The 12,187-nt window shown below is 72.9% G+C and carries 9 protein-coding genes and 1 pseudogene; 8 read left to right on the forward strand and 2 right to left on the reverse strand.

Annotated features, from left to right (window positions below; all coding sequences use genetic code 11):
* The 6 genes and pseudogenes from ACFVIU_RS22005 to ACFVIU_RS22030 form a co-directional block, all read left to right on the forward strand.
* Positions 1 to 489, forward strand: a pseudogene (locus tag ACFVIU_RS22005) (hypothetical protein); the annotation flags it as partial.
* A gap of 110 nt (positions 490 to 599) precedes the next feature.
* Positions 600 to 1,187 (forward strand): pyridoxamine 5'-phosphate oxidase family protein, encoded by a 588-nt coding sequence (locus ACFVIU_RS22010; protein ID WP_385844455.1) that lies wholly within the window; start codon positions 600 to 602, stop codon positions 1,185 to 1,187.
* A gap of 3 nt (positions 1,188 to 1,190) precedes the next feature.
* Positions 1,191 to 1,895 (forward strand): L,D-transpeptidase, encoded by a 705-nt coding sequence (locus ACFVIU_RS22015; RefSeq protein WP_385844456.1) that lies wholly within the window; start codon positions 1,191 to 1,193, stop codon positions 1,893 to 1,895.
* Positions 1,896 to 1,948: 53 nt separating this feature from the next.
* Entirely contained in the window at positions 1,949 to 6,853 is a 4,905-nt protein-coding gene (locus ACFVIU_RS22020) for a caspase family protein (protein ID WP_385844458.1), read from the forward strand.
* Positions 6,846 to 7,211 (forward strand): hypothetical protein, encoded by a 366-nt coding sequence (locus ACFVIU_RS22025; protein ID WP_385844459.1) that lies wholly within the window; start codon positions 6,846 to 6,848, stop codon positions 7,209 to 7,211. Before ACFVIU_RS22020 ends, ACFVIU_RS22025 begins: the two co-directional genes overlap by 8 nt.
* Positions 7,211 to 7,822 carry a hypothetical protein gene (locus ACFVIU_RS22030; RefSeq protein ID WP_385844460.1) on the forward strand — a complete coding sequence of 204 codons (612 nt, stop codon included), beginning with the start codon at positions 7,211 to 7,213 and terminating at the stop codon, positions 7,820 to 7,822. The genes ACFVIU_RS22025 and ACFVIU_RS22030 overlap by 1 nt, the downstream gene beginning before the upstream one ends.
* 27 nt (positions 7,823 to 7,849) lie before the next feature.
* On the opposite strand, the gene ACFVIU_RS22035 is transcribed toward ACFVIU_RS22030, so the two are convergent.
* Together ACFVIU_RS22035 and ACFVIU_RS22040 are read right to left on the reverse strand one after the other, a co-directional pair.
* Complete coding sequence (locus ACFVIU_RS22035; protein ID WP_385844462.1) at positions 7,850 to 9,355, reverse strand: sensor histidine kinase; 1,506 nt, start codon at positions 9,353 to 9,355, stop codon at positions 7,850 to 7,852.
* Positions 9,352 to 10,098, reverse strand: coding sequence for a response regulator transcription factor (locus tag ACFVIU_RS22040; RefSeq protein WP_385844463.1), 747 nt, complete (start codon positions 10,096 to 10,098; stop codon positions 9,352 to 9,354). Before ACFVIU_RS22040 ends, ACFVIU_RS22035 begins: the two co-directional genes overlap by 4 nt.
* Positions 10,099 to 10,305: 207 nt before the next feature.
* Between ACFVIU_RS22040 and ACFVIU_RS22045 the strand changes: the two genes are divergently transcribed.
* Together ACFVIU_RS22045 and ACFVIU_RS22050 are read left to right on the forward strand one after the other, a co-directional pair.
* Positions 10,306 to 11,664, forward strand: coding sequence for a ferric reductase-like transmembrane domain-containing protein (locus tag ACFVIU_RS22045; RefSeq protein WP_385844465.1), 1,359 nt, complete (start codon positions 10,306 to 10,308; stop codon positions 11,662 to 11,664).
* A gap of 18 nt (positions 11,665 to 11,682) precedes the next feature.
* Positions 11,683 to 12,159: an FMN-binding protein gene (locus tag ACFVIU_RS22050; protein ID WP_385844466.1), complete on the forward strand. Its 477-nt coding sequence runs from the start codon at positions 11,683 to 11,685 to the stop codon at positions 12,157 to 12,159.
* The last annotated feature ends 28 nt before the right edge of the window (positions 12,160 to 12,187 follow it).

The following is a 12,187-nucleotide window of genomic DNA, read 5'->3' on the forward strand; positions in this document are numbered from 1 at the left end:
GACAAGCGGAACTCCACCATCGACCGCATCGCCCTCGCCATCGGCCGCACCACCACCAAACCCACCGGACTCAACACCCTGGCCGCCTGCACGCTGAACACCGGCGGCGGCACGGCACCGGGCACGGACGCGGGCACCGCGCCGGGCCGGCAGTCCGGCAGCAACGCGGGCACGACGGCCGGCCGGAACACCGGGGCGGGCACGATCAGCTGCCCCGACGTCGCCTCCCGGCTCCCGGCCATCCCCGCGTCCGCCAAGGCCGAGGTCGACCGCAACCTCGCCCTCCTCCAGACCCAGATCCAGGAAGCCGACAAGCGCCTCCAGAACACCGTCGGCCAGGGCGGACCCCACTTCGTCGACAACGCCATCCTCGGACCCCTCAAGGACAAGCGGAACTCCACCATCGACCGCATCGCCCTCGCCATCGGCCGCACCACCACCAAACCCACCGGACTCAACACCCTGGCCGCCTGCACGCTCACCAAGTGAGCCGACGGACGTCCGTCCCGGCCGGCGCCCTCGGCGGGCGCCGGCCGCAGGCGCCCTACGGCGGGCAATTCGTTAGACAGGTGAACTATTTCCGTCGATAATCACCGACCATGGGAAAGACCTATGAGCGCATAGACGGCAGACTCCGCACCTTCATCGAGGAGCAGCCCCTCTTCTTCACCGCGACCGCCCCGCTCGCCGGTGAGGGCACGGTCAACCTCTCCCCCAAGGGCCTCAAGGGCTCCTTCGCCGTCATCGACGAACACACCGTCGCCTACCTGGACTTCGCCGGTTCCAACGCCGAGACCATCGCGCATCTGCGGGAGAACGGGCGGATCACCCTGATGTGGTGCGCCTTCCAGGGCCCGCCGAACATCGTCCGCGTGCACGGCCGGGGCGAGCCGGTCTTCCGCGACGACCCGCGCTTCCCCGAGCTGCTCACCCACTTCCCGGACATCGACCCGACCCCGCACGGCCTGCGGGCCGTCATCGTCGTGCACGCCGAACTGGTCCGCGACACCTGCGGATACGCCGTCCCCCACATGGCGTACGAGGAGGACCGCGACCTGCACAGCAAGCGGTTCGCGCGCGAGGACGACGCCTCGCTGAGCGCGTACTTCGAGAAGAAGGAGCACGTGGCGACGAGCCTGGACGGACTACCCGGGCTGCCGCTCCCACTGCCCCCGTCTACCGTCTGAACCATGCACCCCGGTGTCCTCCTCGCCCTGGCATCCACCGCCTGGCTGGCCCTGCCGGGCACCCCACCGGCTCCCGGCCCGGTGCCGCTGCCCGCGCGGATGGCGGACCCGGGCGGCGGCAGCCAGCTGATCACCGCCGAGGCGCCGGACACCGGCTCCACCACGGGCACGCTGACCTGGTGGGACCTGCGCGACGGCCGCTGGACCGAAACCGGCTCGACACCGGCGCGGTTCGGCGCGCACGGCCTCGTCGCGGGCACCACCCGCGTCCAGGGCACGAAAACCACCCCGACCGGGCTGTACGGCCTCCCCTTCGCCTTCGGCATCCAGCCGGCGCCGGCCGGCACCCGCACCGGCTACCGCGCGGTGCGGGACGGTTCCTGGTGGTGCGAGGACAACGACTCGGCGTCGTACAACCGCTGGACCGACCCGCTGCCGGCCGACTGCCGCGCCTCGGAGTCCGAGCACCTGGTCTCCTACGGCACCCAGTACGCGTACGGCCTGGTCATCGGCTTCAACTACGACCACCCGGTGCGCGGGCGCGGCGCCGGAATCTTCCTGCACGTCAACGGCGCTGCCGCCACGGCGGGTTGCGTGTCGGTGCCCGAGGAGGACATGCGGCGGATCCTGCGCTGGGCCGACCCCGCGCGCGCACCGCACATCGCCATCGGCACGACGGGCGGGGCGACCGCGATCACCCGTTACTGAGAGCCGCCCGCACTGTCAGTGGGCGGTGCCATGATGTCCTGCGGGGAGGGCACATGGAACGAGCCCGCAGGGCGCTGCTGATCGGGATCGGGCAGGCAACCGCCACCGAAGGACTGCTGGAACCGCTGGACGAGGCCGTCACGGCCGATCTGCGGCTGCTGGCCTCGGTGCTGGACGGGGCCGGGTACGAGGTGGACGTCCTGCGCGACGCGGACCTCAGCCTGATCCGCACCCGCCTGTACGAGACGGCGAGCGACATGCCGGCCGACGGCACCCTGCTGGTGTACTTCACCGGACACGGCGTCCGGGCCGGCGGCACCGACTACCTGGTCCCGGCCGACGCGCGGCCGCCACGGGAGGGCGGCTGGCGGGAGCCGTACCTGGGTTCGCTGCTGGACGCGAACATCAGCCCGCTGCTGGCCGAGTGCAAGGCCGGCACGGTGCTCTGGCTGATCGACGCGTGCCGCACGGAACTCGGCGACGACGCCGTGCCGTTCGGCAACGCCATCCTCAAGGGCCCGCCGAGCGGCGGCTTCGCCGTACTCACCGCCTGCTCGGCCGGCGAGCGCAGCGGCTACACGGCCGAGGGCAGCTTCTTCACCCGTGGACTGGCGGACGCGCTCGGCCCGTTGACCCCCGCCCGGACCGTCGCGGAGGTCTTCGAGCTGGCCCGGGCGCGCACGGCCGCCACGGCACGCCGGCACGGGCTGACCCAGACGGCCCGGATCGACTACGGCACCCACGCCAGGGAGGTGACCGAACAGACGGAGATCTGCGAGGGCCGGCCGCTGCTGGAGACCTGGCTGGGGGCGGTGCGCGGGACACCGCTGTGGGAGCGGGTGCGCCCCGAGGACCAGGCCTCGGTGCCCGGCTTCACCGAGTGCCTGGCCGCCTTCGTCGAGCGGTGCGCCCGCACCCTGCATCTGGCGCAGGGCCGGCTGCCGCGCCCCGACCCCTGGTCCGACGAGGACTTCCCGGTCCGCCTGGTCACCCGGCGGCTGCCCCAGGTACTGCCCGAGGACCGGCCGCTGTCCGCCGTCGAGGCGGCGTTCCTGGTCGCGGCGCCGTTCCTGCGGGAGGCCGCCTGGGCCGACCGGCTGAGCCAGGCCGCCGAGATCGATCCGTACCACCCCGACCGGCAGCCGGGTGCGGACGCCCACCGCAGACACTTCGAGCAGGTCGGCGACCAGCACGCGCGGATCGTACGCAAGGCGGCCCAGTGCCGGGCCCGCGACCGCACGGAGGACGAGACCGCCGTCGTCATGTGGCTGGTGCACCGCTGGATCACCGACCGGTTCGAGACCGACGACGAGCCCGTACCGGCGAGCCCGGCCCAGAAGCTGGTCGCGGCGCTCGGCGTGCCGCCCGACCGGGTGCACGAGGTGGCGGAGCTGCTGTCCGCGGCGGCCTCTGCCCTCGGCCTGGACGAGCCGCCCGAGCGGCTGTCCGGGCGGCTGCCCGGCAAGGTGGTGCTGCCCGGCGGCCCGCAACCGCTGCGCGTCCGCCCGCTGGCCGCGCTGCTGCGGCTCGCGGCGGTCCTCTCGGTGGACGTACGGACCTTCCCCGAGGTCGTCGCGGAACATCTCGCCGTGACCGACCCGGTCCTGCCGCAGCAGGTCGTCGCCATCGCCCACGGCCTGAGCTGGGAGCGCGAGGGCCCGGCACTCCACCTGGACGCCCCCTGCCCGCACCAGGCGGTGCACGCCGCCCTCGCCGAGGTCGCCGAGGAGGCGGACCAGCTCGTCGCACAGCTCCTGGACCGGGCCGGGGACCTGCCGGGCGCGGAGACGGAACTGCTCGCGGCCGTACCGCAGCGGGTCACCGCACGCGAACTGCGCCCGGCCCGCACCGGCGGCACGGACGAGCCGTACGACGTGCCGCTGCTGCGGTTCCACCTCTCCCAGTCCGAGGTGCGGGAACTGCTGATGGGCGAGCAGCTGTACGGCGGCGATCCGACCCTCGCGCTGCGGGAGCTGTACCAGAACGCGATGGACGCCTGCCGGTACCGGGCGATGCGGTGGACGTATCTGCGCGGGCGCGGGGCGCGGCCCGCCGACTGGAGCGGGCGGATCACCTTCACCCAGGGCGAGGACGAGCGCGGCCGGTACGTCGAGTGCCGGGACAACGGCGTGGGCATGAGCGCGGAGCTGCTCACCCACACGTTCACCCGGGCCGGCAGCCGCTTCGAGCGGTCCAAGGCGTTCCGCCGGGAGCAGTCGCGCTGGCTGCGGCACGACCGCAGTCTCAGGCTGTATCCCAACAGCCGTTTCGGCATCGGCGTGTTCAGTTACTTCATGCTGGCCGACGAGATGACGATCGTGACCCGCCAGGTCAGCGCGGACGGCATCCCGGCCGAGCACGCCCTGCGCGTCGACATCCCCAGCAGTGCCAGCCTGTTCCGCATCCGCCGGCACACCGGCCCGGAGGACGGACTGGCGGAAGGCGGCACCCGGGTACGGCTCTATCTCCGGGACGACGCGGTCGGCACCGGGCTGTCGTGCACCCGGGTGCTGCGGGATCTGGTGCGGGTCGGCGAGTTCGCGCTGGAGGCGGTGGACGGTGAGGGGGCCGGACACCGTTGGGAGGCCGGGGAGTTGCAGGTCCCGGAGGCCCTGGCCGCCGTTCCGGATGTGCTGTGGTGGGTCGACGGTGAGGGGGCCGTCCTGTGCGACGGGATCGCGACCGATCAGAAGCCCTTCGGCTATGTGCTGAACCTGACCGGGCCGCACGCGGGAAGGCTCAGCGTCAGCCGGACGGAGTTGCAGGACTATGACCGGGAGGGGGCGGAGCGGCAGTTCCGGCGAGGGGCCGCGGCGTTGGCGCAGTGGCCTGGGCTGACGCTGAAATGGACGGCGGACCTGGAGGAGAAGAGCCTGCGCGTGGCCCAGGTGCTGGACGAGGAGTGGCGGGGGAAGGGCGTCACGGTGGCCGGGGAGGACGGCGAGGCGCTGTCACTGGACGAGGTGGGGTGGTTCCCCCATGACGAGCACGGCCTTCCCGACAGAGGTGGACGGATCCGGTCATGGCGCGATTCCGTGCTCAGCCGCCCTCACCTGCGTTACTACCCCGCATGGCCCCAAAGCCTCGCCGGCTACCCCGTACCTTCGCCCGGCGATGCAGGAGTCGCGGCCGGCGACTTCGATTCGTGGCACGATGTCGTCGTCCATGCTGCCCGAAACGGGCTTCCCCTGAGCGACCTGCTGTACCGCATGCGAAAGCTGCGGATCGTGGACCCGGACCTCTCACCGCCCCCCACCGACGGCAACGACGGACTCGCGTGGATCCCCTCCGAGCAGGACGCCGTCCTGGCCGACGCTCTTCGGGGCAGGTCCGCGAACTCACCCTTCGATTCCCTGCCCACCGCCGGCATAGGGAAGCGCATCGACGACCTCGGCGGCCTGGTTCTGGTCTCGGCGAAACTGAAGACGCCGCTGGGAGAACTCACCGAACGGCTGGCTCGCCTCAGTCCGCTCCATGGCCTGACCGTGCCGACGCCGCCGGACCATCATGCGCACCACATCTGCACCCAGGACGAGATCGCCGCTCTGTTCCTGGCCACGACGTTCCCGCCGTTTCGACGTGTGGCAGGCCCCGCCGACATCTTTGCCCGGTCCCGCAGACCCGGGGCTTCCAGGACACTCGACTATCTGGCGGGGTTCAGCTGGCTCGGTTGGACGCTCCCGTCACCGGCCGAGATGGCTCCCTGGCTGGAGCTGGACACCGACAGCTGCTCCATCGTGATGGACCGCGTCTCCCTGCTGCCGGACGGACGCTTCCGGCTGGACTGGTCCGCCACCATCTTCGCGGCCGGCTTCTTCGGTGTTTCCCTGGCCGAAGCCGAGCGTCGCGTAGCAGAGATCGCAAGCACACTCGGGCTGGTGCACGAACCCCGCTACGGCGACGGGCAGATGGACGGCACGGTGGTGCCCTCCCTCGATGACATCGAGATCTTCGAATACCTCCTGGCGGAGGGAGGCATCGGCCTTGAGAGCGGTCTCGATCTGAGAGACATCTACCTCTTCGATCTCTCGAAGGAGGAAATCATCGGCCTGCGCACCTTGGGTGTCTCTGTAGCCGAGGGCAGGATCGACAGCGACTCATGGGAGTCTCTGGATCTGCGCAGCCGGTACGCCTTGTCCGGCAACGACGCCGCCCATGAAGACTCCAATTACCCCGCCGCGATGCTGACCGCGACCGTGTTGGTCCACGCCGCCGCGCGCCTTCAGGAATCGCTGAGCTCAGTCTGGGGTCTCGCCGCCCAGCACGCCCCCTCCTTCGGTCTTCAGCTGCCGCCCCTCCCGCCGGCACTCGCCCACCACCGGCCCTCCGAGGACCTCTGCGACGCACTTGGCGCCGGCGACCGGAACCACGCGAATGCGGCTGCCTGCGAGTGGAGACCCCTGACCCCTTTGGCGCTGGCCCGTTACGCGCGGCGCTTCGCTCTCCAACCAATCACCGCATACGAGCAGTTGAGGGCTTACCGGCCCCTCGGCGCCCTCGTACCACCCCTCACCACAACCGAACTGGCCGCGCTGCCCCAGGACGTGCCAAACGACTGGGACATCGTCGCCCTCTCCCCCACCTACCGCGTCTCCGACCCCGACACCCCCTACACCCCCCTGGACCTCGTCAGCATCGCCGCCCGGCTCGGAGAGCCCGTCTCCGAGACCGTGCGCCGGATCACGCCGTATCTGCCCCTGCTGCCCGGCCGTACGGCGCTGCCCCCGGCCCCCGCCACGGACACCATCCCCTGCTGGCAGGACCTCACGCTGCTCAGCCGGCACTTCGACGGCAGGCTCCCCGCCGTCGAGGGGACGGTGACCCGGCGCCATGTCGCGCTCGCCGCCGAGGCGACCCGGGAGAGCGTGGAGTGGATCAGGGACCGGCTGCTGCTGTACGCCGGGATGTTCGGTCTGAGCGTCCCCGAGACCGAGAGTGAGGCGCTCGCAGATGACTGAACCCTCCCCGCCCGGCCACGACTTCGGGCTCGCCTACGCGGAGCGGGACATGGGGCTGGCCGCCGCCCCCTTCACCCGGACCCCCTCCCCCGACGGGCTCGGCATCGTGGTCGAGGGTGCGTGTCCGCGCTGTCATGGGCGGACGTCGACGGAGTACCGGCACGGCGCCCCCGGCACCGGCACCAAGGGGTTGCGTTCCTGGCTGGGCGGTCGGCAGCCCGCGCCCGATCCGGATGCCGACGCCGGTCTCGTGACCCGGGAGACGCACTTCTGCGAGTGCGGGCATCCGCATCCGGACCTTCCGGAGAACGCGCCGTTCACCGGGTGCGGGGCGAGCTGGCGGATCGGGGCGGTGTGATGAGTGGGCAGTCCGCGCGGCGCTGGGCGCAGCTCGCCCGTGAGCTGGAGTTCTCCCAGCTGGCCGAGTTGCGGAGGCAGGCCGAGGGCTGGCGCAACGGGCTGACCGGGCTCACCGCGCTGCTGGCGGTACTGGTGACGCTCAAGGGGCGCGACGATCTGTCCCAGCTGCCCTCCGCCGCCCGGCTGGCGGCCACGCTGCTGCTGGGGGCCGCGTTCGTGCTGCTGTTCGCCGGCTCGGTGCTCGCGGTGCGCGCCGCGCACGGCCGGCCCGGGAGCCGGGTGCTGCTCGCCGGTCAGGCGCTGCGCCGGTGGACCGAGGCGGAGACCGTGCGGGTCACCGGGGCGCTGCGGCAGGCCTCGGTGTGTTGTGTGGCGGGGATCGTGCTGGTGAGCGGCGCGGTGGTGGTGGCCTGGACGACCACCGGGCCGGCGCCGGACCATCTGGTCCGGGTCACCACGACCACCGGCGAGCGGTGCGGGGAGTTCCTCGGGTCGGGGGCGGACGGGGTGGCGCTGCGGCCGGACGGGGAGAGCGGGCGGACCGTGCTGCCCGCGCGCACGGTGCTGTCGGTGACGCCGGTGCCGGGGTGTGGCGCAGGGGGCGGATGACGAGGCCGCCGGTGCCGGGCGAGCTGCTCAGCCGGCCGGCCGGGGCAGTCGTACCGTGAACGTCGTGGAGCCCGGGTGGCTGTCCAGGTCCACGGTGCCGCCGTGCGCCTGTGTCACCGCCGCCACGATGGACAGGCCGAGACCCGCGCCGGAGCCCCCGGTGCCGGCGGGGCGGCGGTGTTCGGCGCGGGTGAAGCGCTCGAAGACACCGGGCTGGACGTCCTGCGGGACACCGGGTCCGTCGTCGTGTACGGAGAGGACGGCCGCGTCGTCCCGGGCTTCGAGGGTCACCGTGACCTTCGTACCGGCGGGTGTGTGGGTGCGGGCGTTGGCGAGCAGGTTGGCCAGCACCTGGTGCAGGCGGTGGGCGTCGCCGGTGACCGTGACCGGTTCCTCGGGGAGGTCCAGGGTCCAGCGGTGCCCGGGGCCCGCCGCGCGGGCGTCGGTGACCGCGTCCAGGACCAGGTGGGTGAGGTCGACCGGGCGGCGCTCCAGCGGGCGGCCCGCGTCGAGCCGGGCGAGCAGCAGCAGGTCGTCGACCATCAGGCCCATCCGGGCGGACTCGGCGCTGATGCGCTCCAGGGCGCGGGTGACCTCCGGGGGCACCGGGCCGGGGTGGAGCAGGGCCAGTTCGGCGTGGCCGCGGACGGAGGCGACCGGGGTGCGCAGCTCGTGGCTGGCGTCGGCGGCGAACCGGCGCAGCCGCTCCTCGCTGGCGTGCCGCTTGGTCAGGGCGTCCTCGACATGGCCGAGCATGCGGTCCAGGGCCGCGGCGACCTGGCCGACCTCGCTGTGCGGGTCGGCGTCCCGGGTGCGCGGCGGCAGGGTGACCTCGCCGCTGGCCAGCGGGAGCTCGCTGACCCGGGTGGCGGTGGCGGTGACCCGGCGCAGGGGGCGCAGGGACCAGCGGACCCAGTAGGCGCCGGCCACGCCGGTCACCACGAGCGCGAGGCCGAAGACGATCCCGGCGACCAGTTCCAGGCGGTGCACGGTGGCCTGGACCGGCTCCAGCGGGAGGCCGACGATCAGGACGTCGCCGTCCCGGCCGGTGGTGGCGATGACGCGGTAGTCGTCCAGGGAGGAGAGTTCGACGGTGTGCGGCCGGGCGTCGGCGGGGACCGCGGCCAGCCGCCGGGCGTCGCCCGCCGTCAGGTCGACGTTGAGGTCGGCGGAGGGGTCGCCGGAGCGGATCAGCCCCTTGTGGGTGACGGTTCCCCGCACCAGGCGGGCGCCGAAGGTGCCGGTGGCCATGCGCCGGGTGTCGGCGTGCTCGTCGCCGTCGTGGTCGTCGGGCTTTCCCGACGGCACCGTGCCCCCGTGTTCCAGGCTCTCCGGGAAGCGGGTGCCGACCTGGGTGAGCTGTTCGTCCAGGCGCTGGGTGAGGAAGCCGTTCAGCTCGACGACAGCGGCGAGGCCGACGGCGGCGCAGCTCACCGCGAGCAGCACCACCAGCCCGACGGTGAGCCGGGCGCGCAGGGTGCGGGGGCGGGGCAGCCGGCGGGCGCGGAGCAGGGCGGCGCGCACCCGGTTCACGGGGTCACCGTGACCGGTTTGAGGACGTAGCCCGCCCCGCGCACCGTGTGGATCATGGGCTCGCGGCCCGCGTCGATCTTCTTGCGCAGGTAGGAGATGTACAGCTCCACGACATGGGCCCGGCCGCCGAAGTCGTAGGACCAGACGCGGTCGAGGATCTGGGTCTTGCTGAGCACCCGGCGCGGGTTGCGCATCAGGAAGCGGAGGAGTTCGAACTCGGTCGGCGACAGCTCGATCAGCTCACCGGCGCGGGTGACCTCCCGGGCCTCCTCGTCCATGATCAGGTCGCCGACGACCAGCCGGGGGCCCTCCTCCTGCTGGCGGGCCATGCCGGCGCGGCGCAGCAGTCCGCGCAGCCGGGCGACGACCTCCTCCAGGCTGAAGGGCTTGGTGACATAGTCGTCGCCGCCCGCCGTGATGCCGGCGATACGGTCCTCGACGGCGTCCCGGGCGGTGAGGAAGAGCACGCACACGTCGGGTTTCACCTCGTGCAGCCGCCGCAGCACGGCGAAGCCGTCGGTGTCGGGGAGCATGACGTCGAGGACGACGGCGTCGGGCAGCAGCTCGCGGAAGGCGGCGAGGGCCGCGGTGCCGTCGGCGGCGGCGCGGACCTCCCAGCCCTCGTAGCGCAGGGCGCCGGTGAGGACCTCGGCGAGGTCGGGGTCGTCGTCGACGACGAGGACGCGCAGCGCGGTGCCGTCGGGGCGGGTGAGGGCCGGGCGGCCGGAACGGGTGGTGTTCATCGCGCTTACCAGCATCGCTCGTGCGCCGGGGCGGATCCCACCCCGTCCCCTCTGAGTTTTCTCTGAGTACCGCCCCCCTCCCCCGGGGCCTGGATGAGGAAAGCCTGAGAGTTCCGTCGGAAAGGCCCCGCAGGGCCTGTGTTCAGAGGTCCCTCAGAGCTTCGGCCCGCACAGTGGCCGGGCTGGACGAACGAAGGGACGGCACTCATGACGACCGTCGGAACCGGCCGGGCGGCCCCGCCCGTGCCCCTGCCTCGGACCGCACGGCGCTCCCCCGCCGGTGCGGTGCTGGCCGTGCTGTGGGCCGGGGCGGCGGCCGTGGTCGCGCTGTGGTGGTCGGACACCGGGTCCGTGGTCGGTACCGCGGGCTGGCTGACCGGCGCCGGGCGGATCGCCGGGCTGCTGTGCGGCTACGCCTGCGCGGTGCTGGTCGGCCTGATGGCGCGGGTTCCGCTGCTGGAGACCCGGGTGGGCTCGGACCGGGTGGCGCGCTGGCACGCGATGGCCGGCCGGTACACGATCAGCCTGCTCGTCGCGCACATCGTGCTGATCCTCGCCGGGTACGCGGCGCAGGACCGGGCGTCGCTGTGGCACGAGACGGTGACCGTCGTCCTGGACTACCCGGACATGCTCAAGGCGACCGCCGGCACGGTGATCCTGTTCGCCGTCGGCATCACCTCGATACGGGCCGCGCGCCGCCGCACCGGCTACGAGTTCTGGTACTACGTCCATCTGCTGACGTACGCGGCCGTGTTCCTGGCCTTCTTCCACCAGCTGTCGCTGGGCGGCGACTTCACCGGCGACCCGCTCGCCACCGGCGCCTGGTACGCGCTGTACGGCGGTGTCGCGGCGCTGGTGCTGTGGTTCCGGATCCTCGCGCCGGTCCGGCTCAACCGGCGGCACCGGCTGCGGGTGGAGTCGGTGCAGCCGGAGGCGCCGGGGGTGTACTCGGTCGTCGTGCGCGGCCGGCACCTGGCGGAGCTGGGCGCGCGGCCGGGCCAGTTCTTCCGCTGGAGGTTCCTCGGCGAGGGCATGGGCTGGACGTCGACGCCGTACTCGCTGTCCGCGCCGCCCCGCCAGGACCGCTTGCGGATCACCGTGAAGGCGCTCGGCGACCACAGTGCGGCGGTGGCGCTGCTGCGGCCGGGCACCCGGGTGTGGGCGGAGGGGCCGTACGGCTCGCTCACCGCGGACCGGGCCGCCGGCCGCCGCTCGCTGCTGATCGCGGCCGGTGTCGGTGTCACCCCGCTGCGGGCGCTGTTCGAGACGCTGCCGGGCGAGGTCACGCTGCTGTACCGGGCGCGGTCCGCGGAGGATCTGGCGCTGGGCGCGGAGCTGGAGGCGATCGCCCGGTGGCGCGGGGCGCGGGTGCTGTACGCGCTCAACGGGCCCGGCGGGCGGCGGCCCGCCTTCACCGCGGAGTCGCTGCGTGCGAGCTTCCCGGGCCTCGCCGGTCATGACGTGTACCTCTGCGGGCCGCACGGCTTCGCACGGGACGTGTACGAGGCGCTGCGGGCGGCCGGGGTGCCGGACCGCCGTATCCACCACGAGTCGTTCGAGTTCTGAGAGCCGGGAGGCAGACACGTGCACGCGTTGAGGAAGAACCGCCCGCTGCGCCGGATCGTGCTGGCGAGTGCCGCCACGGTGTCCGGGATGGTGCTGCTGCTGTCGCTGAAGCCGCACACGGCTCCGGTGCCGGCGCTGGCGGAGGGCAAGTCGCCGTCGGTGTCGAGCAGTTCGTCCCCCTCCAGCGGGTCGAAGGACGGCTCCGGCTCCACGACCGTTTCCGGGACCGTCACCGGCGACACCGTGCAGACCCGCTGGGGTCCGGTCCAGGTACGGGTGACGATCAGGAGCGGCCGGCTCACCGAGGTGACGGCCGTGCAGTACCCGTCGGACAACCCGCGCGACCAGGAGATCAACAGCTACGCCGTTCCGCAGCTGCGGCGGGAGGCGCTGGCCGCGCAGAGCGCGGACATCGACATGGTGTCCGGAGCCACCTACACCAGCACCGGCTACAAGCAGTCCCTCCAGTCCGCGCTGGACTCGGCCGGTCTGTGAGGCGGGGCCGCTGAACACCGGGCGTATC

This window comes from Streptomyces sp. NPDC127190 (genome assembly GCF_042672505.1).
Lineage (GTDB): Bacteria > Actinomycetota > Actinomycetes > Streptomycetales > Streptomycetaceae > Streptomyces.

Excerpts from the sequence above, each read along its gene's own strand:
- ACFVIU_RS22020 (WP_385844458.1), top strand. The coding sequence starts at position 1,949 with ATGGAACGAGCCCGCAGGGCGCTGCTGATCGGGATCGGGCAGGCAACC.
- ACFVIU_RS22025 (WP_385844459.1), top strand. The coding sequence starts at position 6,846 with ATGACTGAACCCTCCCCGCCCGGCCACGACTTCGGGCTCGCCTACGCG.
- ACFVIU_RS22045 (WP_385844465.1), top strand. The coding sequence starts at position 10,306 with ATGACGACCGTCGGAACCGGCCGGGCGGCCCCGCCCGTGCCCCTGCCT.
- ACFVIU_RS22015 (WP_385844456.1), top strand. The coding sequence starts at position 1,191 with ATGCACCCCGGTGTCCTCCTCGCCCTGGCATCCACCGCCTGGCTGGCC.
- ACFVIU_RS22040 (WP_385844463.1), bottom strand. The coding sequence starts at position 10,098 with ATGAACACCACCCGTTCCGGCCGCCCGGCCCTCACCCGCCCCGACGGC.
- ACFVIU_RS22030 (WP_385844460.1), top strand. The coding sequence starts at position 7,211 with ATGAGTGGGCAGTCCGCGCGGCGCTGGGCGCAGCTCGCCCGTGAGCTG.
- ACFVIU_RS22010 (WP_385844455.1), top strand. The coding sequence starts at position 600 with ATGGGAAAGACCTATGAGCGCATAGACGGCAGACTCCGCACCTTCATC.